Genomic DNA, 25,979 nt, shown 5'->3' with positions numbered 1-25,979 from the left:
AATCGAGTGCAACATTAGCGTGTCTACGCCGATGACCACGCGTTCCGGGTGCGTACGTCACTTTGGTAGACACGAAGCAGCCTCGAAAGCTGACAACAGATATCGTGCGGACATGGGTAACTCACCGGGTACGCCCAAAACCCGGCAACACAGTCGAGCGTCGGCCCGGTACGACACTGTCGAGGCACCGACGACCGACAAGAGACGCGGAGAGGCGGACCAGCCATGCGCAAGCTGATCATCGGGCTGCTGGTTCTCGCGGGACTGGCGGTCGTCATCGATTTCGGCGCCGCCGCTTACTCCGAGTATCGCGTGTCGCGCGCTCTGCGTGAGGGTGCCGATCTCATCGCCGACCCCGAGGTGACCATCCACGGGTTCCCCTTCTTCGGCCAGGCGCTCCAGAGTCGATTCCAGAACGTCGACATCCGCGCACGTATCGTGCGCCCGGACATCCCCGGCGAAGTCTCGGCCGAGGCGACATTGACCGGAGTGCATCTGCCGCTGGGCGATCTCGTCGACAGCAGCGTGCGCCGCGTCCCGGTGGAACGGGTCGAGGGCAGGATGCGTCTCGAGCCCACCGAGCTGGGCAGGCTGTTCAAAATCCCGGATCTGCAAGTGCATTCGCGACCTGCGGATAAATCCGACGGAACAGGCGGATCGGGCGGCTCCGGAATGACGACGGGCGGCGCACTGGTGCTCACCGGCACGCTGCCCGGCACACCGCTCGCCTCGACTGTGCCCGGCGCGCCGCTCGGTGGCGACAAGGTCAGTGTGCAAGCGGATCTGCTGCTCGACGGTGATCAGGTGCGGATCGTCGCGACCGGTTTCTACCGCGGCACCGGCACGGAGCTCATCTCCACCGCGGTCGTCCCCGAAGCCGACCGGCCCGCGGTACTGGAGCTGTTCACGCGCACCATCGATACGAAGGAATTGCCCTTCGGTCTGCGCCCGACGAAGGTCTCCGCGCAAGGCGGCCAGATCGTTGTCGAAGGCAAAGGGGAGAATGTGACGATCGACCTGGATAGATTGCAGCGGCCATGATCGAAATCACAATATTGGTGGTGATAGTGCTTGCCGCACTGGCGGTCGGCACGGCGCTACGGCGCAGAGACGGGAAATTGCGCGCTGCGGACACGATCACACCGACCGAGGCGGCGCGCACCGAATTGCTCGCCGCCGCCGGAATGAGCGGTTCGGGGCCCACGGTGCTGCATTTCTCCGCGCAGTGGTGCGGACCGTGCGGGGCAGTGCGCCGGGTGGTCGCCGGCGTGACCGAAGGACTGTCGGATGCGCCGAACCCGCCGCTGGACATCGAGGTCGATATCGATGCCGAGCCCGCGCTGGCCAAAGAGCTGAACGTGCTCTCGTTGCCGACCACCTTCGTCTTCGACAGGGAAGGCCGGGAGCGTTTCCGTATCTCGGGCGTCCCGAAAACTGCCGACCTCCACACCGCGCTAGAGCCACTGACGGTGTAAAAACGGGGCCTGAAATGGCCCTATAGCCAATGTGACGAACCCGGGGTCCAATTCCCCCCCGGAACCAGGTAAACTGCCTCTCGTGCAATCCGACCACGAGCTGATGCTCACCCGACGCCGCACAGTTGATCTGTGTCGCCTCGGTGGTTGTTGCTGCCTGTGCCGCTGACCGGTCGGTCCGTTCAGATTTCCTGACGCCGACCTTTGTCCGCCGTGCGAGTGATCTCTTGATCCCCCGGCGAACTGGCAATTTTCCAGCCGTCAGAGTCATTCAGCGCAGGAGTCCGCACAATGTCTGCCGAAACCCGTAATATCGCCTCCGGGCAAGCCATTCCTTTCGATTCCGTCGATGTCCGTGGACCGCGCTTCGCCGCATGGGTCACCACAGCCGTCCTCGTCGTCGTGCTGATCACCGCCGCCCTGTCCACCGCGGCCGCCGCCGTGCTCATCGCGATCCAAGCGACGGTCTTCGCGATCGGCGCCGCCACCGGCCCGCGGCGCAGCCCCTACCGTCGGATCTACGCCGAACTGGTCGCACCGCGCGTCGGCCCGCCGACCGAAACCGAACCCGTCGCGCCGCTGCGGTTCGCCCAATTGCTCGGCCTGGTCTTCAGTGCCGTCAGCCTGCTGGGTTTCCTGGCCGGCTCCTCCGTCGTCGGCGCGGTGTTCGCCGGCTTCGCCCTGTTCGCGGCGTTTTTGAACGCGGCGTTCGGAATCTGCCTGGGCTGCCAGATCTATCCACTGGTCGCCCGTTTCCGCCGGGCTCGGACAACAGGCGATGTTCGCGGGCCCTCCGTGGTCACGCGAGCCACCGCCTCCGTGCCCGACACTCACATCGCCGGCCCCGCCCCGGCTTCGAACTGACACTGCAAGTCACCACCCCGAAAGGAACAACATGGCCCGCTCCGATGTCCTGGTCTCCGTTGACTGGGCCGAAGAGAACCTCAACGCCCCCGGCGTCGTCTTCGTCGAGGTAGACGAGGACACCTCCGCCTACGACGGCGGCCACATCGAGGGTGCCGTCCGGCTCGATTGGAAGAAAGACCTGCAGGATCAGGTTCGTCGCGACTTCGTGAACCAGGAGCAGTTCTCCGATCTGCTCTCGGCGCGCGGCATCGCGAACGACGACGAGGTTGTGCTCTACGGCGGCAACAACAACTGGTTCGCCGCGTACGCGTACTGGTACTTCAAGCTCTATGGCCACAACAACGTCAAGCTGCTCGACGGTGGCCGCAAGAAGTGGGAGCTCGAGGGTCGTCCGCTCTCGCGCGACGCCGTGAGCCGCCCGGCCACCCAGTACAAGGCCGCCGCGCCCGACCTGACCATCCGTGCCTTCCGTGACGAGGTCATCGCCGCGATCGGCGCGAAGAACCTGGTCGACGTGCGTTCGCCCGACGAGTTCTCCGGCAAGATCCTGGCCCCCGCCCACCTGCCGCAGGAGCAGAGCCAGCGCCCCGGCCACATCCCTGGCGCCATCAACGTGCCGTGGAGCAAGGCCGCGAACGAGGACGGCACCTTCAAGTCCGACGCCGAGCTCACCGAGATCTACCGGGAAGCGGGCCTGGACGGCGAGAAGGACACCATCGCCTACTGCCGCATCGGCGAGCGTTCCTCGCACACCTGGTTCGTGCTGCAGGAGCTGCTCGGCCACCAGAATGTCAAGAACTACGACGGGAGCTGGACCGAATACGGCTCGCTCGTCGGTGCACCTATCGAGTTGGGAGCCTAATCACATGTGCGCAGCACCTACCCAGGGTCAGGCCATTCCGGCCGGAGTCGATGTGGAGAAGGAAACGGTCATCACCGGCCGGGTCCTGAGCACCGACGGCCAGCCCGTCGGCGGCGCGTTCGTGCGCCTGCTCGACGGCAACGGTGATTTCACCGCCGAGGTCGTCGCCTCGGGCACCGGAGACTTCCGGTTCTTCGCCGCTCCCGGCGCATGGACCGTGCGGGCGCTCTCCTCGGTCGGCAACGGCTCCGCGGAGATCCGCCCCGACGGCGCGGGTATCCACCCGGTCGACGTCGCCGTCGCGAAGTAATAGCTGAGGTCCCACCAGCGACCGCAAGCCATCAACGGCCCCGGCGCTTCCCAGGTTCCACCGGGAAGCTCGGGGCCGTTGTGCTGGGTGGCGAGCAAGTCGTTAGACTCCAAACGTGGTCCTCTTCTTCGAGATTCTGCTGGTGGCCGTGGCCGTGCTTATCGGCTGGTTCGGCCTGTACGTTTTCTACCGGCTGTTCACTGAATCATGAGCGAACTCGCGAGCGAAGGTTCCGATCCGGCCGAGCGAGCGAGTGAACACATGAACGGCGCCGCTCCGGCCGAGCCGTCTCGCCGCAGCGGCGATCAAGCCGTGGCCGATGCGGCCGAACGCGCGAAATCAACCGGTGCACGCAACATTCCGGTCCTCCCGGATCTGCCATTGCCGGAGGACACCGCGAACCTGCGACTCGGCCCGGATCTGAGCGCCTCGATGCTGGCGCTACTACCGATGGTCGGTGTCTGGCGCGGTGAAGGTGAGGGGAACTCTCCTGAGCGCGGAGACTACCGCTTCGGCCAGCAGATCATCGTCTCCCACGACGGCGGCGACTACCTGGCCTGGGACTCGCGCTCCTGGTTCATCGAGTCAGACGGTTCCTACGGTGGCCCGGACCTGCGTGAGAGCGGCTTCTGGCGGGTAGGTATCGACGGCGATGACGAGGTCATCGAGCTGCTGCTCACCCACAGCACCGGCATCGTCGAGCTCTTCTATGGCACCGCGTTGACCCAGTCCTCCTGGGAGTTGGCCACCGACGTCGTTATCCGCAGCCAATCCGGCATCGTCGTCGGTGGCGCCAAGCGGTTGTACGGCATCATCGAGGGTGGCGACCTGGCCTACGTCGAGGAACGCGTCGTCGCCGACGGCCCCCTCGAACCCCGCCTCTCCGCCCGGCTCCAGCGATACATCGGATAGTCGACCACCACACGCCCCGCCCCGCCCCCGAATCACCATGAGGGCGGGGCGATCTGCTGTCCGGGACGGGTATCGGAGACCGCACGAACCCGGTGGTCATCGCACGTGCGTCGTCACCAGAACAGGAGTGTCCTCAGGGTCGGGTACGCAGATTCCGATCACGGGCGAGGATCACAGGTCACCAGCAGTTCGTCGGCGACCGTTTCCACCGCCAAGGTGAAACCACTCACCTCCAAAACCGCGCCGCGCAGTCGTTCATCGTGCAGGCGCGACTCGGAGACCGCGGCGATCCGACTTCCGACCAGCTGCGAGTACGGGTATTCCGAACCGACGTCGAACGCCGTGTACTTCCCGGACTCCGCCACGTACTCGATGTACTCGGGCTCGCTCACGCCGGCGAACGGGTCACGCCACGCCGCCGGAACAACGCGCAGTTCCTCACCGTCAGTGCCTGCGTCGAAGAGCAGCACGGTGCCTTCGTCGAACGTCAACTCGATCGGTCCCTCCGAACGGTCGACATCGTCACCGTGCACGTAGAACACGCGCCTGACCGCCGTGATGCGCCGACCGATCGCCGCAGCAAGACTCTCCGATGCCACCCCGGATACCCCTTCTTCGAACCGACCGATGAACTGTATCGTTCCAGCCGTCCGTCACGAGGACCCTGCCGGTGTCGCAGCCGCGACCACCGTGCGCCCGAAGCCGATCCGCCCTCGGGAGACAGCGATCATGGCTGCCGCCCCGGCTTCAGCGCAGATCGGCCGACGCTCCACCGCGGCGGTCCGATTCCGGCTTGGTCGGTGTCGATGAGAATGCCCCCTCGCCGTTGGTCGCTGGATCGAGTTCTCAGGCTTGGACGACAGCATCTCGACACTCCATCCGCCGGTAGCTACGCGAGCGGGCCGATCTTCGACACAAAAGGGAACGACCCCCGAGCCTTTCCTTGTGGATGCAACTCACACAAGGCCCGGTCGGACTGGACCGGGGGCTCGGGGGCCGGGTGACTGCGTTGGATTCGCTAGCGCTCGCGCGGGAATCCTGCAGCGGTGGCGCTAGCGCGCAGCCACCTCACGTGTCCTGGAAAAATACATTTCTCGAACCACCTCCTTCCTTGTGTAAGGAAGAATTTAGCGAGGTGTCAGCGAGTCGGCAACGGAATTTCCCGGTGCGCGTAAACGGCGCGTTCCGATGCCGTGAATACCGCGCTGACCTGGCCTGATGCGGAGACTCGTACGATCGCGTCGGCGCGGTGGTCCGGTGGGAGTTGATGTGTGACGACGACCACAATTCGATCGGGTTCGATCAGGCCGCTGTCGGCATCGAGGAGATCACGCAACAAATGGGCGCCTGCTTCGGCTTCCAGGTGTTCGGTCGGCTCGTCGAGCAGCAGGACGCGAGCGGGCGCGATGAGGGCACGCGCGAGCAGGATGCGGCGGCGTTGGCCACCGGAGACCGCCGCGGCACCGCCGACCAGATCGGTGCGCAGGCCGTCATGGAGCGAGTCCAGCCAGTCACCGAGACCGACCGCGCGCAAGGCCTGTTCGGCGTCGGCCTCGGTCAGGTCGCCGCGCGCGACGCGCAAATTCTCCAGGACCGAGGTGCCGAACAGGTGGGCGTCTTCGGCGAAGAAGGTGACACCGGGGTGCGGGGTGTCGAAGAGCCCGGCCCAGTGCATGAGCAGCGTCGTCTTGCCCGCACCGCTCGGGCCGACAACGGCGATCCTGCGTCCGGCGGGGCGGTCGGGCATGTTGTCCGGCAACAGGTCCGGGGATGCTGCGTGCCGATTTCGGTCCGAGCTATCCGAACCGGCGACCGAGCCGTGCATCACAAGTTCTCGCGAACAACCGCGCCGCACTCGGTCCTCGTCGCTCGTGTCATCGGTGCGTCCGAATGACCGACGCCCTGGGAGCTCTCGACTAGCAGGGTCGCCGCCCTCGATAAGCACGAGCCGGTGCAGAGCGGCACGAGCGGCGGTCAGCGCCTGTGCGGCGGCGGGTAACGTCCCCACCGCCTCGAAAGCCGAGAGTGGTAGCAGCACAAGGATGGTGAGCGCCATCGGCGTCATCGCACCGGAACCACCGCCGTTGGGCCCGTAGCTCGCGATTCCGACCAGCAGCGCGCCGAGCACGCTCGCCCCGATCGAGAGCGGCGTCGCGGCGGCGGCCCACGCGCTGCGTGAGGCCGCCGAGTCCTCCGCTGCCACCGCACGTTGCCCGGCGCTGTTCGCGGCCGCCAGGGCCGCATCCAGGCGGCCTGCGACGCGCAGCTCGGCCGCGTGGTCCAGCACGGTGACCGCCCGCGCGGTGAACTCGGCCCGATCGGCCCGCACGGCGGTCTCTGCTTCGCGTGCGGCCAGCGCCGACAACACAGGCGCGGCGATCCCCGAAACGGCGAGCGCCGCAGCCAGAATCACGGCCGCTGCCACCGAAAGAGTCGCCAACAGCCCGATCGCGGCCGCCGACAAGAGAATCGCCACCGCGATCGGCACGAAGACGCGCACGACCACCGCGCCCAGATCGTCGATATCGCTACCGATTCGAACCAAGAGATCCCCGCGACGCAACCGCGCGGCGCCGCCGGAACCCGACGCGGCCACCTCAGCGCCGCGCCCCGAGCCACCGAACTTTTCCGCGGCCGTGTCCCGAGGTCCGAGCTCGGCACCGCCGAACTGTCCGGCAACCGCACCATCCGCTTCGGCTCGCCCTTGCGAGCGCATCCCGGACCCGCCCCGTCGCATCCAGACCTCGGAGCGCGCCAGCGCCCGGTAGACGGTCGACCGAGCCGTGGTCATCGCGCGCAACGCGACATCATGGGTGGCAAGGCGTTCCAGGTACCTGCACAGCCCACGCGAAATTCCCAGCGCCCGCACCGAGACCACCGCGACGCTCAGATCGAGCACCGGTGGCATCTCCCAGGCCCGCGCGATCAACCACGCCGCCAACGCGGCCAGACCCAGTCCACTGCCCAACGCCGACGTGCCCCACCCGATCGCCACCGCGATCCGCCACGGCGACAACGCGAGCAGCCGCCACATCCGTCGAATATCGCCGACCACGCCCGTCGCCACCTTCCCGCCGACTGCCTCCATGGTTGTGCTCATCGGGAGACCGCCGTGCGGGGGTCGCCTGCTTCGGCGTGGACTCCGATCACGTGGTCGGCGGCGGCGAGGACGGTGGGACGGTGGCCGATGACGATGACGGTGGCTCCGGCACGGGCACGCTGTTTCAGGGCTAGCAACACGGCGGCCTCGCTGTCGGGGTCGAGGTGGGCGGTCGGTTCGTCGAGCAGCAGTACCGGACGGTCGGCGGCGAGGACTCTGGTGAGAGCCAAGCGTTGGCGTTGGCCCAGGGAGAGCCCGACACCGCCGGCGCCGACCACCGTGTCCCAGCCGTGAGGCAGGTCGGCGAGAACTGCATCTAATCCGGTGGCGAGGCAGGCCGCCTCGAGCTCGTCGACGACTCGCGTTGCGTCACGTGCCGACGTGTCCGGCACATCGGCGCCGAGCAGCTCGAGATTCTCGCGCAGAGTTCCCGGCACCAGGACAGGCCGCTGCGGCAACCAGGCCACCCGCCCCCACCAGGCGTCCGCGTCGAGGTCGCGGACGTCGGTTCCGTCGACCGTTACCGAGCCTCGATCCGGCGTGATCAGGCCCAGAATCGCCTGCAGGGTGGTGGATTTCCCACTCCCGTTGGGACCGGCAAGCACGGTGACCGCGGCGGGGCGCAGCACTGCCGAAAGGCAGGCAGGCGCGAAACCATCCCTGGCACGGACGGTGAGATCACGCACAACGATGACGCCACCGAAGGCCGCACCCGCTCCTGGGGACGAGCGACGGTGATCGACCTCGTCGGACTCGCCGACCGGACCGAGGCAGGCCGAACCGGGCATCCCCGGCTCGGTAGCTGCCAATTCCGGCTCCAGAACGGCAAAAGCCTTGTCGGCCGCCGCCATTCCGTCCTGGGCAGCATGGAAACGCTCGCCGACCATCCGCAGCGGCAAGTAGACCTCCGGTGCCAGGATCAACGCCACCAATCCGGCGTACAGGCTCATCTCGCCGTAAACGAGCCGCAGGCCGATGGAGACCGCGATCAGCGCGACACTCAACGTCGCGAGCATCTCCAGCACCATCGACGACAGAAACGCGATGCGCAGCGCGCGCATGGTGCGCTGCCGCAACGCATCTCCGAGCTCGCGCACCCGGTGTTCCATCGAGCCTGCCCGCTGGATCCGATTGTCGGAGCCGAGACCCGCACCCTGGTCGGGGCGTACTCGCGTCCGCGCCGAGGTGGTGCCGGATTCGTCCGCACCCCCCTCCCTGCCGAGCGCCCGCAACGTCGGCATACCGGCGAACAAGTCCAACAGCTGATCCGAGAGGCGGGTGGTCGCGGCGAGGGTGGCTTCGGCACGGCCCTGGGTGAGCAGGCCGATGAGGATCATGAAGATCGGGATCAGCGGGAGTGTCACCACGGCGATACCGCCGGAGATCGGGTCGTGCACGGCGATGACCACCAGCACGATCGGTGGCACCAGACAGGCGAGCAGCAGAGCGGGCAGGTAGCCGGTGAGGTAGGCGCGCAGACCGGCGAGGCCGGTGCCGACGACGACCGCGAGTTCGGTTCGGCGGGTTTCGAGTTCGCGCGGCGCCATGCGAGCACCGGCGGCCAGGACGGCGGTCTCCAACTCGGTCACCACCGCGGCGCCCGCGCGATGCGCCAGGCGTGACTGCACCCAGGTGGCCACAACCCGAACAGCGACGGCGCAGGCCAGGACAACGAGTGCGGTCATCCACCCGCCGAGAGCGCGCCGATGCGGGTCGGTGATGACCCCGGCCAGCACCCGAGCCAATGCGATCGCGGTGACCACGATGGCGAGCGTGATCAGCAGCGACAGCGCCACGCTCAGCGCCAGATAGCGGCGGGCCGAACGGGCGTGCCGCCACAGGCGCGGATCGACGGGCGGGCGGGCCATGGAATCAGTCCTTGTTCGAGTCCTGGGGGGCGGTCGTTTCCACCGGCAATGCCGATTGCAGTGGCAGCCCGATGGGCGGTGGGATCTGTTCGACGGTGATGCGCTTGCGGAACACCCAGTAGGTCCAGCCCTGGTAGGCCAGCACGACCGGAGTGACGATCAGCGCGGCCCAGCTCATCACCTTCAGTGTGTACGGCGTGGAGGACGCGTTGTCGATGGTGAGGTCGAACAGATCACTGATGGTGGAAGGCAACACACTCGGGTACAACGACCCGAACAGCAGCACGGTCGCGGCGGCGACAGTGAGTGCGGTGCCGGTGAAACCCCAGCCGTCCCGCTGGGCGAACGAGGACGCGCCCGCGACCAAGAGCCCGAGCACCGCGAGCGCCAACGGAATCCAGGTCCAGCCGGTGCCGTAGGCGAGCTGGGTCCACACTCCGAAGGCACCGACGACCACGGCCGTGGGCACGAGCAGCAGTCGCACCGTTCGCACCGCGTCGTCGCGCACGTCGCCGCCGGTCTTCAATACCAGGAAGACCGCACCGTGCAGCGCGAACAGCAGCCCGGTCGTCAGCCCGCCGAGCAGTGCGTATGGTCCGAGCAGCTCCCACACCGAACCGGTGATCTGCTTCTTCTCGTTCAACGGCACTCCGCGCACCACATTGGCGAACACCCAGCCCCAGGCCAAAGCCGGTATCCAGGAGCCGATACCGATGCCGATGTCGCAGCGGGCCCGCCACTTCGGGTCGTCGATCTTGCTCCGGTACTCGATGGCGCAGATCCGCAGGATCAATGCGACGAGCACCAGTAGCAGCGCGAGGTAGAAGCCGGAGAACAGACTCGCGTACCACTCGGGGAAGGCCGCGAACATCGCGCCGGCCGCCGTGATCAACCAGACCTCGTTGCCGTCCCACACCGGGCCGATGGTGTTGAGCACCACGCGCCTGCGCGCATCGCTGCCCTTGCCGAGGATGGGCATCAGCATGCCGACCCCGAAGTCGAAGCCCTCCAGCACGAAATAGCCGGTGAACAGGACGCCGATCAGAATGAACCAGAACTCTTGCAAACTCATCGTCGGCTCCTCAGTAAGCGAAGGAAAGCTGTTCGACGGCAGGCTCTTCGGCGCGATGGCGGCCGACAGGACCATCCGTATCGTCCGGTCCGCCGCCGGGCGGCCCGAGGGTCGGCTGCTCGGGTCCGGCGATCACATAGCGGCGCATGAGGTAGAACCACACCACCGCGAGCGCACCGTAGAGCAGTGTGAAGACCACCAGCGAGGTGATCACCGCCCCCGCGGCATGGTCGGAGACGCCCTGCTGCACCATCAGCCGCAACTGTGGATCGCCGGTCGGGTTCGGCGCGACAACCCAGGGCTGGCGGCCCATTTCGGTGAACACCCAGCCCGCGGCGTTGGCCAGGAACGGTGTCGGGATGGCGAGCAGGCACAACCACGAGTACCAGCGCTGATCGGCGACGCGGCCGCCTCTGGTCAGCCACATGCCGACCAGCCAGAGCCCGATCGCACCGGCGGACAGGCCGATCATGGCACGGAAGGACCAGTAGGTGACGAACAGGTTGGGCCGGTAGTCGCCGGGCCCGAACTTCTCGTTGTAGGCCTTTTGCAGGTCGACGACGCCGTCGAGGGTGACGTCGCTGAACTTGCCCTCGGCCAGGTACGGCAGCACGTAGGGCACGTCGAGCACGTGCGTGACGCTGTCGCAGTTGTTGTGCGTGCCGACCGTGAGTATCGAGAAGTCCGGATCGGTCGCGGTGTGGCACAACGACTCCGCCGACGCCATCTTCATCGGCTGCTGTTCGAACATCAGCTTGCCCTGGATATCACCGGTGAAGAAGATGGCGATGCCGGACACCACGATCACCCACATGCCCGCACGCCCCGCCGAGCGCCACATGCCCCGCGCCTCGGCGACTTTCGTCTCGTCGCCGCTGCGCGCATTCCGAACCATCCACCAGCCGGAGATGCCTGCGACGAAGGTGCCCGCAGTGAGGAAGGCGCCCGCGACGACGTGGGGGAAGGCCGCGAGCGTCGTGTTGTTGGTCAGCACCTCCCAGATGCTGGTGAGCTCGGCGCGGCCGCGCTCGGCGTTGTACCTCGCGCCAACCGGGTGCTGCATGAACGAGTTGGCCGCGACGATGAAGTACGCCGAGGCATTCACACCGATGGCGACCAGCCAGATAGTGGCGAGGTGCAGCTTTTTGGGCAACCGGGTCCACCCGAAGATCCACAGGCCGAGAAACGTCGACTCCAGGAAGAACGCGACGAGCGCCTCCAGCGCGAGCGGGGCACCGAACACGTCGCCGACGAAGCGGGAGTACTCGCTCCAGTTCATGCCGAACTGGAATTCCTGCACGATGCCGGTGGCGACGCCCAGCGCGAAGTTGATCAGGAACAGCTTCCCGAAGAACTTCGTCAGCCGGTACCAGTGCTCCTTGCCGGTCACCACCCATGCGGTCTGCATGCCCGCGACTAGCGGGGCGAGGCCGATCGTCAGCGGGACGAAAATGAAGTGATAGACGGTCGTGATGCCGAACTGCCAGCGCGAGATATCCAAGACGCTCATTCGACCTCCAGCCGATCTACGACATGTCGTAGTAAAGGCTACGCCGGCGGCTTGCCCGATCAAGAAGACTTAACGCGCGACACACCACGCTGTCGGGCTCGGGACGGCCATTTCCCGAGCTCGCCAACGGCTTCTACGTGTCGTAGTAGGACGAAGATCACGGGGCAGGCGTCCCGAGCCACTCACCAATCCCCGATGGCACCGGCCCTGCCGACGCCCCGATCGACCAACTCGACGATCTCCGCGGCATTGTCCGGCGCCATCATGCGTAGACCGTCCAAAGAATTGACCCGCGCGGCCAGCGTGATGCTCGACAACATCCAGATGCTGTCGCAGGTGAGCAGATCGGCGGTGAACAGCGACTTGTATTCACATTTCCAGCCCGCCTTCTCCGCCTCGGCGAACAGCGCGCGTTGCGTGACGCCGGGCAGGACGCCGTTCTTGGCGGGCGGAGTGATCAGCTGCTTGTCGCGGGCGATCACCACCGTCGAACGCGGACCCTCCAGCACCCGGTTCTCGGTGCTGGTGAAGATCACGTCGTCGGCGCCCATCCGGTGCGCGAACCGCAGCGCCGCCATGTTGGAGGCGTAGGACAGCGTCTTCGCGCCGAGCAGCTGCCACGGCGCGGCCTGCGCCAGGTCCACCGAAATACCGCGGGACAACGTCACCACCGACACACCGTCGGTCCTGGCCTGCTGCACTCGTTCCGGCACCGGAAGCACCAGCACATAGCAAGTCGGTACCGGCACCGCGGCGGCGAGATCACCGGAGGTGACCGAGGACTTGGCGCCGGAGAACTCGGTATCGCGCCCCCGCGTGAACACCAGCCGCATCAGACCCTCGCGTTCGGTGCCCCATTCCTTCGCGGCCTGCTCCACCGCCTCGCGCCACCGGCCCAATTCCGGCTCCGGCAAGTCCAGCGCCTGCGCCGAACGACGCAGTCTGCCTAGATGGAACTCGATCGCACAAGGACTGCCTGCCCGCACCAGCACCGTCTCGAAAACACCGTCACCACGAAGCACGCCGATATCGTCGGCAAATAACAACGGCGCGTCCGAATCCCGGACCGCGCCATCGAGTGTTACCAGAACTCGATCTACCATGCGAGGAAGCGTAGGCCCTGTTCGCCGGCCGCGCCTACGTCACGGCAAATGTTTCGCGGCCATTCCGATCGGTATCGGACCGAGCGCGACTTGTGCGGCGAAGTTACCTGTGCCACTCCCCGATCGGACACCGCCGGTAGCCCGACTGCGGCATGACGCTCGGCACCCGCCTACAGTGGTTGGCGTGTCCGTGGTCGTTGTACCGAGCCCCATCCTTGTTGTCCCGGGCGCCGTCGCGGGAGCACCCGGTTCGCCGGATGCCGCCGTCGCATGGCATTACGGTGATCCCCTCGGGGAACAACGCGCAGCCGTGGAACGGGTGGCCATCGTCGATCGGTCGCACCGATTCGTGCTGAGCATCACCGGCGCCGAACGGCTGACCTGGCTGCACACCATCAGCAGCCAGCACATCGCAAACCTGGGCGACCGGAAGTCTGCGGAGAATCTGGATCTCGATCTCAACGGCCGGGTGCTGCACCACTTCGTGCTCACCGATCTGGACGGCACGCTGTGGATCGACACCGAGGCCGACCGCGGACCCGCGCTCCTCGATTTTCTGAAGAAGATGGTCTTCTGGGCCGACGCCAAGCCGGAAGCGGCCGCCGATTACGCGGTGCTGAGCCTGCTCGGTCCGCAGGTCGACCGGCTGACCGAGGTACTCGGCCTGACCGAGCCACTGCCCGACACCTACCAGGCGGTGCCGCTGCCCGGCGGCGGTTTCCTACGCCGGATGCCGTGGCCGACGAGCGATTCCTTCGACCTGGTGATTCCGCGTGCACAGCTCGACGATCTGTGGACCCGATCGACCAGTGCGGGCGCGGAACCCGCGGGCATGTGGACCTTCGAGGCGCTGCGCGTCGCGGCACTGCGCCCGCGCGTCGGGCTGGACACCGATGAGCGGACCATCCCGCACGAAGCGCACTGGATCGGCGGGATCGACGAGCACGGCGCGGTCCACCTGAACAAGGGCTGCTATCGCGGACAGGAAACCGTCGCCCGGGTGCACAACCTCGGCAAACCGCCGCGCCATCTGGTGCTGTTGCACCTCGACGGCTCCGCCGACGACCGTCCTGACGTCGGCGACGACGTCACCGCAGGTGGTCGCGCGGTCGGCCGCATCGGCACCATCATCGATCACTACGAACTCGGCCCGATTGCCCTCGCCCTGATCAAGCGCACCATCCCCGCCGATACCGCACTGACGGCCGGACCGTGTGCCGCCGCAATCGATCCCGATTCGGTGCCCGCCGATGACGCACCCCAAGCGGGCAGGCTCGCTGTCGACCGGCTACGCGGGCGCTGAGCCGGTTCGGGCTGTGGTGGCCAAAGTTCCCATGCGCCGCAGGCGTGGCAATCCAACACAGAGGGGTAGGCGCGATGCAACCCGATGACTCCGCCCACGTGCTCGCGGTCTGTGTAGTGCATGCCGAACTCGAGGTGCCGAGCCGAGTCGGCAAGACCGCGATCGACAAGCGGCCCCAGCCCGGCCGAGTGACGGTACGGTCGCTCGGGCTCGACGGTGATCACGTCTGCGACACCAAGTATCACGGTGGTATCCATCAGGCCGTTTACGCGTATGCCCAGTCCGATGCCGAACGCTGGGCCCAGGAACTCGGCCGCGACCTGCCTGCGGGCTGGTTCGGTGAGAACTTGCGGATTTCCGGGCTCGCGGTCAGCGACGCGGTGATCGGCGCCCGCTGGTCGATCGGCGAGACATTGCTCGAGGTAAGCGCACCGCGCGTGCCGTGCGCCACCTTTCAGCACTGGAGCGATGAGGCGCAGTGGGTCCGACGCTTCACTCTGCAGAGCGATACCGGCGCCTACCTACGGGTGCTGACCGAGGGCAGCATCGGCGCCTGCGACGAAGTGCGGGTGGTACACGTTCCCGAGCACGGAGTGACCGTCCGTGATCTCTTCACCGGCAAAGACATGGACCGGCTCGCGGTGCTACTGGAGAACGAACCGTCGATCTCCGACGACGTACGCATGCAGATCGAGCGGCACGCACGCCGCCATGCGAACGAACAACGCGCCCGACAACAGCGCGCCGACGAACTCGCGACGGGAGCCCACCTGTGATCGAGCGCAGCGACACCAAGGACACCACGCAACCGATCATCGGCGAGGTGCTGTCATGAGCGTCGAACTGGTCGAAGTAGTCCGTTCCGGTTTCCGCGAATGCGTGCACCGCGGCTCGGCGGTCATCCTCGGCTCGGACGGTGAGCCAACCCTCGCGCTCGGCGAGGTGCACCTGCCGATCTTCCCGCGTTCGACCAACAAACCGATGCAGGCGATCACTCTGCTGCGCAACGGCTTCGAACCGCTCGACGACGCGGAGCTGGCCATCGCGACAGCCTCGCATTACGGCGAGCCGGATCACGTCGCGCTGGTACGCAGGCTGCTCGACCGGTTCGGGTTCGACGAAAAGGACCTCGCGTGCCCGCCCGACCTACCCTCGGGCGAGCAGGCGCGGGCCGCGGCGCTCGCCGGATCCGTCGAGCCGAGCCCCGTTTTCATGAATTGCTCCGGCAAGCACGCGGCGATGCTGGCCACCTGCGCCATCAATGGCTGGCCGACCACGAGCTACCTCGATCAGGCACACCCGCTGCAGCAGTCGGTGATCGCCACCATCGCCGACCTCACCGGGGAACCGGAGGCCGATCTCGGTATCGATGGCTGTGGGCTGCCCATCATTCCGGTCTCGTTGGTCAACCTCGCGCGCGCCTTCGCGACCATGGCGACGGCCGATCCCGAGGCGCCGGAACGGCGCGTCGCCGACGCGATTCGCGCCCATCCGCGAGTGATTTCCGGCACGAACGCGCCCGATTTATTGACTATGCAGGCAACCCCCGGCTTGGTCTGCAAGATCGGCGCCGACGGCGTGCATGCCGGTGCGCTGCCGAACGGAACGGCGTTCGCGTACAAGATCGATGACGGCCACGATAGGGCTCGCATCCCCCTGACGCTGGCCATTCTGCATCGGATGGGTGTCGAGTGGACCGACGCGCATACCGAGCTCGCGGCGCCCGCGGTGCTCGGCGGCGGCGCCCGAGTCGGGGTCATCCGTGCCATCCCCGGGGTGGTGTAGGCCCGAGCGTCGAGGGCGACAACCGGGCAAACGGCACCGCTCGACGAGTTCTTCACCCACTCATGGAAGCGAGACTGCCTGACACACGCTAAAGTGTCTGTCAGGAAGATATCAATTCGAACGGGGCCGCCAAACCACCCCAGGCCGCCCCGCAGTGACGCGAGGGGGTCAGCCATGGGCCGTGGCCGGGCTAAGGCAAAGCAGACCAAGGTCGCACGCGAGCTGAAGTACAGCTCTCCGTCGACCGACTTCACGAGCCTTCAGCGCGAGTTGGCGGGTAGCAGTGCTCCCCACACCGCGCAGCGCAGTGATGTGATCTCCGACGAGCACGATGTCGACGAATCGCGGTCCCGCTGGGACAGCGACGATAACTACGACGACTGGCGCCGCTGACACACGTCTACGTATGAGGGGGAGGCCAGGGCCTCCCCCGCTTTCATGCGTCGATTGACCCTGTGTTGGCGGACGCGAACATCTAGGCCTGCAAACACAATCACCTGCATACGACAATAGAGTCCCGCATCATCCGATGCGGGACTCTATTGTGCGTTCGACGATCGTGTCCGACCGCGGCGGTCAGAACCTCGGGTGCTCACCGACAAGGACCGCGCGCAACGCGTCGGCATCCTTGGCCTTCTTGACGGTGCCGAGGGTCCAGCATTCGATGTGCCGTGCGGTCAGTACCGCAAGCGCCCGGTCGACATCCTCCGGCGCAACCACGGCAACCATGCCGACGCCCATGTTGAAGGTCTTCTCCATCTCGACCCGCTCGACCCGCCCGCGCTGGGCGATCAACTTGAAGACCGGCGCGGGATTCCAGGTGCCGCGATCGAGCTCGGCAACCAGACCCGCGGGCAGTACCCGGCCCAGATTGGCCGCCAAACCGCCACCGGTGACGTGCGCGAAGGTGCGCACATCGGTTTCGGCGATCAGCGCGAGGCAGTCCTTGGCGTAGATCCTGGTGGGCTCGAGCAGTTCCTCGCCCAGCGTGCGACCGAACTCCTCGACGTGCCCGGTCAGCGACATCCGGCTGATGTCGAGCAGCACCTTGCGGGCCAGGCTGTAACCGTTGGAGTGCAGGCCCGACGCGCCCATCGCGATCACCACGTCGCCGGGACGTACTCGTTCCGGTCCGAGTACCGCGTCGGCCTCGACCACGCCGACACCGGTCGCCGACAGGTCGTAGTCGTCGGGATCCATCAGGCCGGGGTGCTCGGCGGTCTCGCCGCCGAGCAGCGCGCAGCCTGCCTGCACGCAGCCCTCGGCGATGCCGGAGACCAGTTCGGCGACCCGCTCCGGCACCACCTTGCCGACGGCGATGTAGTCCTGCAGGAACAACGGCTCGGCGCCACACACCACCAGATCGTCGACAACCATGGCGACCAGATCGAGCCCGACGGTGTCGTGTTTGTCCATGGCCTGCGCGACGGCGATCTTGGTGCCGACGCCGTCGGTCGAGGCGGCGAGCAGCGGCTCGCGGTAGCCGCCCTTCAGTGCGAACAGTCCGGCGAATCCGCCGAGGCCACCCTGGACTTCGGGCCGGCTGGCCTTCTTCGCCAATGGTCCGAACAACTCGACGGCGCGGTCACCGGCCTCGATGTCCACGCCCGCTGCGGCGTAGGAGGCACCGGCGCCACTAGGTGTCTGTTCAGTCATTTTCGGGGAGAGCTCCAAACCGAATCGGCGGATAGATGCCTGATCACGCTACCGGAGCCAGATAACGAGCACACAGCGCTCCCCCGCCTCTCCGCGACTTTCGCGGGTGGTAGCTGCCACGACGGTTTCCGCGCGGACCGGCGGTGACGTGTCGAGTCGAGTTCTGGGCGTGCCCGGTGAGTTACCCCGGCGCGAGCGAAATCGGTTGTCACGTCGAATCCCCATCCGCCGCGCGGGTAGGCGTCACGCTCGATTCGCCGAGCTCGGTCGCGAACAGACTCGCGGTCCGGGCCCGCCGGCGACGCTGCTGCACCGGATCGGGCACCGGCACGGCGGCAACCAGGCGCTGCGTGTACTCCTGTTGCGGCGCACGCAGAATCCGATCCCGATCGCCCTGTTCGACCACCGCGCCATCGCGCAGCACCACGATCCGATCGGCCAGCTGATCGACCACGGCGAGATCGTGGCTGATGAACAGGCAGGCCCACCCGCATTCGCGTTGCAGCTGACCGAACAGCTCCAGCACAGCGGCCTGCACCGAGACGTCCAGTGCGCTGGTCGGCTCGTCGGCAACCAGGAGATCGGGGTCGAGGGCAAGGGCCCTTGCCAGACTGGCGCGCTGGCGCTGGCCGCCGGACAGTTCGTGTGGATAGCGGCGATCGGTGTCTGCGGGCAGTTGCACGTCCTCGAGCAAATGCCGCACCCGATCACGAATCTGGGTTGCCGTGCCCCTCTTGTGCACGATCAACGGCTCGGCGACGCAGTCGCCGACGGTGAGGCGTGGGTTGAGCGAGCTGGCCGGATCTTGGAAGACAAAACCGAAGCGCCGCCGGATCGGCCGCAACTGCCGCTGCGACAGCCCGGCGATGTCCTGCCCACGGACCCGGACAACACCCGACGTCGGTCGTTGCAACGCGGCGACGCAGCGGCCGATGGTCGATTTTCCCGAGCCCGATTCACCGACGAGTCCGAGTGTCTCGCCCGGCCGGATGGACAGGGTCACGTTGTCGACCGCACGGAACGGCGGCCTGCCGAACGGTCCCGGGAATTGCACCACCAGATCGGATACCTCGAGCACCGGGTCGCCCGCGATCGTCACATCCTTCGGCGGACCGTGCTGGAGCTGTTCGGTGCCGAGGTGTGGCACGGCCGCGAGTAGCGCGCGGGTGTAGTCCGCGCGCGGATTCGCGAAGAGCTCGTCCACCGGCGCCTCCTCGACCACACGGCCGTCGCGCATCACCACGACCCGATCGGCGAGGTCCGCGACCACCCCCATGTTGTGGGTGATGAGCACGATGGCGCTGCCGATACGATCGCGCAGATCGCGCAGCAGCTCCAGGATTTCGGCCTGCACAGTGACGTCGAGCGCGGTGGTCGGCTCGTCGGCGATGATCACCTTCGGCTCGCAGGCGATGGCGATCGCGATCACCACGCGCTGCTTCTGCCCACCAGAGAGCTGATGCGGGTAGTAGTCGACCCGATGTTCGGGGTCGGGCAGACCGACCAGCCGAAGCAATTCCACCGCACGCGCTTTGGCCGCCTTGCGCCCGATGTCGCGGTGCGCCCGCAGCGCCTCGCCGATTTGGAAGCCGACGGTGAACAGTGGGTCGAGCGCGAGACCTGGCTCCTGGAACACCATCGAGATCGCGCCACCGCGCAGCGCAGTGAGCTGCTTTTCACTCATCGAGGTGATGGCCTCGGTGCCGAGGGTGACGAGGCCGCGCACCCGCGCGGTCGCGGGCAGCAAGCCCATGGCCGTGCGGGAGCTCACCGACTTCCCGGAGCCCGACTCCCCTACGATCGCGACGACCTCTCCGGGAAACACCTCGTAGGACACATCGCTGACGGCGTAGACGGGCCCGGCATCGGTGGCGAAGGTGACCGACAGCGATTCGATCGACAACGCCGGTCGTCGATCGGCCACCACAGCTGGCTCACTCATGGGACTTGTCCTTCCGCACCGGCTCGCTGCTACCGTCGACGAGAGCATCGGTTTCGGTTCCAGCACTTGGTGATTCGCCGGGATCAGCCTGGTCCGGTGCAGCCCCGTCGTCATCCGCTGGAGCAGCCTTGTTGTCGGCAGCACTCGCAGTTTCCTCCGGATCGGCCTGGCCCAACGCGATGTCGCCGACAGCCGCGACAGCCTTTCCACCGGCGCCGCCCGAGATTTGGTCGGGATCGGCTTTCTCCAGCGCAATAGCGCCACGGCCATCCGCAGAGCCATCGCTTGCGCCGGCATCGGTTTGCACTGCGGCAGTGGAATTCTCGCCCCGATCGGCTTCGGCTGCTTCGGCCGAGAGAGTGTCGTCCGCTGACACCGCAACTGCGCGGCGGGTCCGCAGTAGTGGGTTGAGGGCCTCGTTGAGACTCTCGCCTACCAGCGTCATGCCGAGGACCACGAGGACGATGGCGGTACCGGGGTAGACGCTCGTCCACCAAATGCCGTTGGAGACATCGTTGAGCGCCTTGTTCAGGTCGTAACCCCATTCCGCGGCTTGGGTCGGCTCGATGCCGAAGCCGAGGAAGCCGAGTGCGGCCAGCGTCAGGATGGCGTCCGCGCCGTTGAGGGTGATGATCACCGGCAACGACTGGGTGACATTGGCGAGGATGTGCCGGAACAGGATTCGTGTGGTGGAGGCGCCGGTGACGCGGGCCGCATCCACATACGGTTCATTCTTCACCGCCACCGTGGCGTTGCGTACCACCCGAAAGTACTGCGGCACATAGATCGCCGTGATCGCCACCGCGGCGGAGAGCACACCACCGAAGCTGCTCGACTGGCCGCCGGCCACCACGATCGAGACCACGATCGCGAGCAACAGGGTCGGGAACGCGTAGATCGCGTCCATGAAGAGCACCAGTACTCGGTCTACCCAGCGACCGACGTATCCGGATACCAAACCCAGCGGCACACCGATGAGCAACGACAGTGTCAGCGAGATGGCGATCACCAAGAGCGCGGTGCGCGCGCCATAGATCACCCGAGAGAACACGTCCTCACTGCGGACGGATGTCCCGAACCAGTGCTGCCCGGAGGGCGGTTGTTGCGCAGTGAAAGCGACTCCGTCCGAGGAGTTCTGGGCAAGCCCATAGGGGGCGATCAACGGCGCGAAGATCGCCGTGAGCACAAACAGCGCGACCAGGCCGAGACCGATGATCAGCGTCACCCGCTGCAACCCCGCGGTCATCGCCAACAGCCGCAGCCCTGGCAATCGCCCGCGTCCGCCGGGCGACACCGGCGGCACGATCACCGGCTCGTTGGCCAATTCCGGTGCGGTCATCAGAACCTCACCCTCGGGTCGATCAGTGCGACGATGACATCCACCAGGAAGCTCATGGCCGCGACGGCGAGTGCCACGAACGCCACGATGCCCTGCACCGCGATGAAGTCACGTTGGTGCAGATACTCCGCGAGCTGATAGCCGAGCCCCTTCCATTCGAAGGTTGTCTCGGTGAGCACTGCCCCGCCCAGCATCATCGCGATGTACATGCCCATCACGGTGACAATGGGAATCATCGCGTTGCGCACGGCATGTCGCCCGGTCACCACGCGGGCGGAGAGCCCGCGGGCCCGCGCGGCGTCCACGTAGTCGCTGCGCAGCGTCTGGATCAGATTGATGCGAACCAGGCGTAGGAAGATTCCCGCGGTCAGCAGGCCGAGCGCGATCGCGGGTAGCACAGCATGTTTCAACACATCGCCGAGATAGCCGGCGTCTCCGTAGAGAATGGCATCGATGACCATGATGTTGGTCTTCGGCGAAACATGCTGCAGCTCCAACTCCACCGGTGTACTGGCCCGGCCCGCGACCGGCAACCAGTCCAGTTTCACCGCGAAGATCAACTTGAGCAGCATGCCGACGAAGAAGACCGGCGCCGCGTAGGCCAGGATGGCGAACATTCGCAGTCCGGCGTCGGCGGTCGAATCACGATGCGTCGCCGCATATCTGCCCAGTGGCACGCCGACCGCGAAGGCCACGAGCAACGCCCAGAAGACCAGCTCCAGAGTCGCCGCACCGTAGGTCGTCACGACCTCACTGATCTGCCGATTGTCTTGGGAGTGACCGAGATCCCCGTGCATGAGCCCGGAGATGTACTCCCAGTACTGGGTCAGGATGGGCCGGTTCAACCCGGCCGCCTCCTTGCGCACTTCGATCTGCTCCTGGGTCATGCGGCCGCCCATCGCCGCGCTGATCGGATCACCGATCACCCGCATCAGGAAGAACACGACCGTCACCAGAATCCATGCGGTCGGCGCAATCAGCAGCAGCCGAATCCCCAAATACCGCAACAGCGCGAGCTGGCGGGAATCCCCGCCACCCCCCTTGACGCGGCGCAGCAGCCCGAATCGCCGGGCCCGAGGCGATGCCTCGAGCCCGGCTTCACCGGATGTCACTTGCTCAGCACCGTGTAGCGGAACTTGAACGAGGCGTCGAGTGTCTGCGGCACCCCCTGGACCTTGGGATTCGCGACCGCAATCTGCTTACCCGACAACAGAGGAAGCGTCGGCAGGTAGTTCTGCGCGAGGTCACGCTGCACCGCCTCGATCCGCTTGACCCGCGTGTCCTTGTCCGGCTCGGTCACCTCCGCGGTCAGCTGCGCGGTGACTTTCGGATCCTCGAAGTGCGACTGCAGGAAGTTGTTCGGCCCGAAGAACGGGGTCAGGTAGTTGTCCGCGTCCGGGAAGTCCGGGAACCAGCCGAAGTGGTAGAGCGGGTAGCCGTCGCGCGCACGTTCACGCTGGTAGGTAACCCATTCGGTCGATTGCAGGTTCACCTTGAACAGCCCGGATGCCTCGAGCTGAGACTTGATCGCCGCGTACTCCTCGGAGCTGCTGGAGCCGTAGTGGTCCGGGTTGTATTGCAGGTTCAGCTCGACCGGCGTCGCCACCCCCGCATCGGCGAGGAACTTGGCGGCCGCGTCCTTGTTCGGCTTCGCGCCGTAGAGATCCTGAAGCGGCTCCGCGGCACCAGGCATACCTTGTGGCACGTAGCCGTAGGCGGGCTTGTAGGTGCTCTTGTAGACGCCCTCGGCGAGCGCGGGCCGGTCGATGGAGGACGCCATGGCCTTGCGTACCGCGAGCTTCTGCTCCGGTGTGCCGCCCGGCATGGTGTTCATGTTGAACACGATGTAGCGCAACTCACCGCCGGGACCGTCGTACACCTTGACCTTGTCGTTGCCACGCAGCGATTCGATGTCGGTCGGTGTGAAGGACCGGTAGCCGACGTCGAGCGCACCGTTCTGCAGGTCCAGCTTCATGTTGTCGGAAGTCGCGTAGTACTTGGTGGAGACCGTCGAGGTCTTCGGGGTCCCGAGAATGCCCTGGTAGTCCGAGTACGCCTTGTACTCGACCAGCTTGTTCTTGTCGTAGCTCGCAATGGTGTACGGCCCGGAATAGCCCTTGGCCTTCACCACGTCCTCATCGGCCATGATCTTGTCGGCCGGGTAGACCTTCTCGTCCACGATCGGACCGGCCTGGGTGGGCAGGATCGCCGGGAAGGTCTGGTCGTTGCCGACCTTCAGGGTGAACGCGACGGTCAGGTCGTCGACGATGTCGGTCTTGTCCAGATTGCCGAGCAGTGAGGCGGGTCCGTTGGGATCGTTGATCTTGACCATTCGGTCGAAGGAGAACTTGACGCTGGTGGCGGTCAAGGGATTTCCATTGGCGAACTTCAGCCCGGACTTCAGCTTGCAGGTGTACACGGTCGGCGTGGAGAACTCACACTTCTGCGCGGCGTCCGGCTTCGGCGTCGCATCGCCGGGGGTGAAGTTCAGCAGATACGAGTAGATCTGAGTCTCGACCAGCAGCGATCCGTTGTCGTATGCGGCGGCGGGATCCAACGAGAAGATCTTGTCCGTGGTGCCGGCAACCAGCCCGGCGCCGCCACCGCCCTCCCCGGTTCGTCCGGAACCACAGCCCGCGAGACCGGCGGTCAGTAGCGCTGCGGCGCCGATGGCCGCGAAGGCTCGCATCCGCTTTCGTTCTCCAGGCGTCCTTGAAACCAACATCTCCGGCCCCACTTCTCGAGCGCCGCACCGCGTTCTCCTGGATCACAGGCCCCGGTACGGACACGGTGAACTTCCGATATAACCGGGCACCGTACCCACGAACCATTTCCGACAGGTTGCGTTTTCAAAGAAAAATTGCCGGGGCGTTATCAGCCGTTGCCTATAGCGCGGCGGCCACCCCCCGCTCACCGGTCGAATGACCAGGTTCACGCGGAAACGGCGGCCGAGGCGTCTCGAGGATGCCACGTCACGTGACCGGACAGCGCCGCGGCGGTACCCGTAGCGCGCAAAAGTTAAACACCGCAAATGATTTGCTCGTTCACCGCGCTCCCTACAGAGCTCGACCCGGTGTCGCCGACGCGCCATCGGGTCGGGGTTCAGCGGCTCATCACAACGCGCGAAGACCACCGTAATTCGCAGCCTGCGCCGACACGAATACGCGAGTTCTCAGGACGGAGAGGACTCCACGAGAACACGGCTGGAATACAGCGTCCGAATTCCCGGGGCGCTGCACCCGGGATATCGACCCTCACGGACGACTCAGTGCGCTCGCATTCGCGTTGTCACCCAGCAGCATCGCCTCGGACTGGCCGCTGAGCATGCCCTCGAGCACGTTCTTACCGATCGCCGCCTCCGTGGGCAGCGCGATCGGGTAGTCGCCGTCGAAGCACGCACAGCACAGTCGCGTACGCGGCTGTTCGGTGGCGGCGATCATGCCCTCGGTGGAAATGTAGCCCAGGGTGTCGGCACCGATCGAGCGGCGCACGCCCTCGACCATATCGGCGTAGCTGTCTTCCGCGCCCGCACCGTTGGCGATCAGCTCGGCGCGCGAAGCGAAGTCGATGCCGTAGAAGCACGGCCACTTCACCGGCGGCGAGGCGATCCGCACGTGGATCTCCAGTGCGCCCGCCTCACGCAGCATGCGGATCAACGCACGCTGGGTATTGCCGCGCACGATGGAGTCGTCGACCACGATGAGCCGCTTGCCACGGATCACCTCGCGCAGCGGATTCAGCTTGAGTCGAATGCCCAGCTGGCGAATGGTCTGGCTCGGCTGGATGAAGGTGCGCCCCACGTAGGCGTTCTTCATCAGGCCCTGCCCGTAGGGCACGCCGGAACCCTGGGCGTAACCGACCGCGGCCGGGGTGCCGGATTCCGGCACCGGGATCACCAGGTCGGCCTCGACAGGATGTTCCTTGGCGAGCAGCCGCCCGATCTCCACCCGGGTCGCATGCACCGAGCGGCCGGAGATGGTGCTGTCCGGCCTGGCCAGATAGACGAATTCGAAGACACAGCCCTTGGGCTCCGGGTTGGCGAAGCGCATCGACCGGACGCCCTCGGCGTCGATCGCCAGCAGTTCGCCCGGCTCGATCTCGCGGACGAAGGCCGCGCCGACGATATCGAGTGCGGCGGTTTCACTGGCAACGACCCAGCCACGATCGAGCCTGCCGAGACACAGCGGACGCACGCCGTGCGGGTCGCGCGCGGCGTACAGGGTGTGCTCGTCCATGAAGGTCAGGCAGAACGCGCCTTTCAGCGTCGGCAGCAGCTCCATCGCCGCCTGCTCGATACTCGAGTCCGCCGCGGCGTGGGCGAGCAGCGCGGTCATCACATCGGAGTCCGAGGTCGCCGCGATCGGCGCCGGGCGGCCGCCCGACACTGTCGCGCCGCCGATCAGCCCGAGTTCCCTTGCCCGGCCTGCCAATTCGGAGGTATTGACCAGATTGCCGTTGTGGCCCAAGGCGAGTCCGGAACCGACGGCGGTGGTACGGAAGATCGGCTGGGCATTCTCCCAGGTGACGCCGCCGGTGGTGGAGTAGCGGCAGTGGCCGATGGCGATATGCCCCGGCATGGCGGCCAGGGTCTGCTCGTCGAACACCTGGCTGACCAGCCCGAGATCCTTGAAGACCAGGATCTGCGAACCGTCGGAAACGGCGATGCCCGCCGCCTCCTGACCACGGTGCTGCAACGCATACAAGCCGTAGTAAGTGAGCTTGGCCACGTCTTCACTCGGCGCCCAGACTCCGAACACGCCACACTCTTCACGTGGCTCGTTCTCATCCTGATCCGGTGTGACGGCTGAGTTGATTTCAACGGGCATGCGGCTGTCGACCGGCAGTTCGGCGTTGGTCACCGTTTGCTCCCTGTTC

The 25,979-nt window shown here is 66.3% G+C and carries 21 protein-coding genes and 1 pseudogene; 10 read left to right on the top strand and 12 right to left on the bottom strand.

What is annotated here, in order from left to right; all coding sequences use genetic code 11:
* Window positions 1–225: 225 nt before the first annotated feature.
* From AB0M74_RS27315 to AB0M74_RS27290, 6 genes are all read left to right on the top strand, one after another.
* The gene (locus AB0M74_RS27315) at window positions 226–1,041 is read left to right on the top strand and encodes an LmeA family phospholipid-binding protein (RefSeq protein ID WP_366529156.1); all 816 of its coding nucleotides are present in this window, start codon (window positions 226–228) and stop codon (window positions 1,039–1,041) included.
* Window positions 1,038–1,475: a thioredoxin family protein gene (locus AB0M74_RS27310; RefSeq protein WP_366529155.1), complete on the top strand. Its 438-nt coding sequence runs from the start codon at window positions 1,038–1,040 to the stop codon at window positions 1,473–1,475. The genes AB0M74_RS27315 and AB0M74_RS27310 overlap by 4 nt, the downstream gene beginning before the upstream one ends.
* A 291-nt stretch (window positions 1,476–1,766) precedes the next feature.
* On the top strand, window positions 1,767–2,339 hold the full coding sequence (locus tag AB0M74_RS27305) for a DUF4395 domain-containing protein (RefSeq protein WP_366529154.1): 573 nt from the start codon (window positions 1,767–1,769) through the stop codon (window positions 2,337–2,339).
* Between the two features lie 31 nt (window positions 2,340–2,370).
* Window positions 2,371–3,204 (top strand): sulfurtransferase, encoded by an 834-nt coding sequence (locus AB0M74_RS27300; protein ID WP_366529153.1) that lies wholly within the window; start codon window positions 2,371–2,373, stop codon window positions 3,202–3,204.
* A gap of 4 nt (window positions 3,205–3,208) precedes the next feature.
* Complete coding sequence (locus tag AB0M74_RS27295; protein WP_366529152.1) at window positions 3,209–3,514, top strand: DUF1416 domain-containing protein; 306 nt, start codon at window positions 3,209–3,211, stop codon at window positions 3,512–3,514.
* Window positions 3,515–3,721: 207 nt separating this feature from the next.
* Window positions 3,722–4,426 (top strand): FABP family protein, encoded by a 705-nt coding sequence (locus tag AB0M74_RS27290; protein ID WP_366529151.1) that lies wholly within the window; start codon window positions 3,722–3,724, stop codon window positions 4,424–4,426.
* Between the two features lie 158 nt (window positions 4,427–4,584).
* Here AB0M74_RS27290 and AB0M74_RS27285 read toward each other — a convergent pair whose 3' ends face one another.
* The 6 genes from AB0M74_RS27285 to AB0M74_RS27260 form a co-directional block, all read right to left on the bottom strand.
* Window positions 4,585–5,025, bottom strand: a complete 441-nt coding sequence (locus AB0M74_RS27285) for a hypothetical protein (protein ID WP_366529150.1) — start codon at window positions 5,023–5,025, stop codon at window positions 4,585–4,587.
* Window positions 5,026–5,564: 539 nt separating this feature from the next.
* Window positions 5,565–7,460, bottom strand: a complete 1,896-nt coding sequence (gene cydC, locus AB0M74_RS27280; RefSeq protein WP_366529216.1) for a thiol reductant ABC exporter subunit CydC — start codon at window positions 7,458–7,460, stop codon at window positions 5,565–5,567.
* Between the two features lie 62 nt (window positions 7,461–7,522).
* Complete coding sequence (locus AB0M74_RS27275) at window positions 7,523–9,394, bottom strand: ATP-binding cassette domain-containing protein (protein ID WP_366529149.1); 1,872 nt, start codon at window positions 9,392–9,394, stop codon at window positions 7,523–7,525.
* Window positions 9,395–9,398: 4 nt separating this feature from the next.
* Window positions 9,399–10,466 (bottom strand): cytochrome d ubiquinol oxidase subunit II, encoded by a 1,068-nt coding sequence (gene cydB / locus AB0M74_RS27270; protein WP_366529148.1) that lies wholly within the window; start codon window positions 10,464–10,466, stop codon window positions 9,399–9,401.
* A gap of 10 nt (window positions 10,467–10,476) precedes the next feature.
* Window positions 10,477–11,976, bottom strand: a complete 1,500-nt coding sequence (locus AB0M74_RS27265; protein WP_366529147.1) for a cytochrome ubiquinol oxidase subunit I — start codon at window positions 11,974–11,976, stop codon at window positions 10,477–10,479.
* 182 nt (window positions 11,977–12,158) lie between these two features.
* Window positions 12,159–13,079, bottom strand: coding sequence for an aminodeoxychorismate lyase (locus AB0M74_RS27260; RefSeq protein WP_366529146.1), 921 nt, complete (start codon window positions 13,077–13,079; stop codon window positions 12,159–12,161).
* A gap of 184 nt (window positions 13,080–13,263) precedes the next feature.
* Here AB0M74_RS27260 and AB0M74_RS27255 point away from each other — a divergent pair, with 184 nt between their 5' ends.
* From AB0M74_RS27255 to AB0M74_RS27240, 4 genes are all read left to right on the top strand, one after another.
* Window positions 13,264–14,382, top strand: coding sequence for a folate-binding protein YgfZ (locus AB0M74_RS27255; RefSeq protein WP_366529145.1), 1,119 nt, complete (start codon window positions 13,264–13,266; stop codon window positions 14,380–14,382).
* Between the two features lie 74 nt (window positions 14,383–14,456).
* Complete coding sequence (locus tag AB0M74_RS27250) at window positions 14,457–15,158, top strand: MOSC domain-containing protein (RefSeq protein ID WP_366529144.1); 702 nt, start codon at window positions 14,457–14,459, stop codon at window positions 15,156–15,158.
* A 55-nt stretch (window positions 15,159–15,213) separates the two neighbouring features.
* The gene (locus tag AB0M74_RS27245) at window positions 15,214–16,167 is read left to right on the top strand and encodes an asparaginase (protein WP_366529143.1); all 954 of its coding nucleotides are present in this window, start codon (window positions 15,214–15,216) and stop codon (window positions 16,165–16,167) included.
* A 174-nt stretch (window positions 16,168–16,341) separates the two neighbouring features.
* Complete coding sequence (locus tag AB0M74_RS27240) at window positions 16,342–16,560, top strand: DUF3073 domain-containing protein (protein WP_328408793.1); 219 nt, start codon at window positions 16,342–16,344, stop codon at window positions 16,558–16,560.
* Between the two features lie 183 nt (window positions 16,561–16,743).
* Here the strand turns inward: AB0M74_RS27240 and purM are convergent, their stop codons facing one another.
* From purM to purF, 6 genes and pseudogenes are all read right to left on the bottom strand, one after another.
* Window positions 16,744–17,823 (bottom strand): phosphoribosylformylglycinamidine cyclo-ligase, encoded by a 1,080-nt coding sequence (gene purM / locus AB0M74_RS27235; protein ID WP_366529142.1) that lies wholly within the window; start codon window positions 17,821–17,823, stop codon window positions 16,744–16,746.
* Window positions 17,824–18,031: 208 nt separating this feature from the next.
* Entirely contained in the window at window positions 18,032–19,765 is a 1,734-nt protein-coding gene (locus AB0M74_RS27230) for an ABC transporter ATP-binding protein (protein WP_366529141.1), read from the bottom strand.
* A gap of 385 nt (window positions 19,766–20,150) precedes the next feature.
* Window positions 20,151–21,011, bottom strand: a pseudogene (locus AB0M74_RS27225) (ABC transporter permease); the annotation flags it as partial.
* A 92-nt stretch (window positions 21,012–21,103) separates the two neighbouring features.
* Window positions 21,104–22,114: an ABC transporter permease gene (locus AB0M74_RS27220; protein ID WP_366529215.1), complete on the bottom strand. Its 1,011-nt coding sequence runs from the start codon at window positions 22,112–22,114 to the stop codon at window positions 21,104–21,106.
* Between the two features lie 98 nt (window positions 22,115–22,212).
* Complete coding sequence (locus AB0M74_RS27215; RefSeq protein WP_366529140.1) at window positions 22,213–23,793, bottom strand: ABC transporter substrate-binding protein; 1,581 nt, start codon at window positions 23,791–23,793, stop codon at window positions 22,213–22,215.
* A 565-nt stretch (window positions 23,794–24,358) separates the two neighbouring features.
* Window positions 24,359–25,963 carry an amidophosphoribosyltransferase gene (gene purF, locus AB0M74_RS27210; protein WP_366529139.1) on the bottom strand — a complete coding sequence of 535 codons (1,605 nt, stop codon included), beginning with the start codon at window positions 25,961–25,963 and terminating at the stop codon, window positions 24,359–24,361.
* Between the last annotated feature and the right edge of the window lie 16 nt (window positions 25,964–25,979).

Source organism: Nocardia sp. NPDC051463, assembly GCF_040681975.1.
Taxonomy (GTDB): domain Bacteria; phylum Actinomycetota; class Actinomycetes; order Mycobacteriales; family Mycobacteriaceae; genus Nocardia.
Note: the sequence above shows the minus strand (reverse complement) of the source record. Positions and strands in the feature narration are given on the sequence as shown.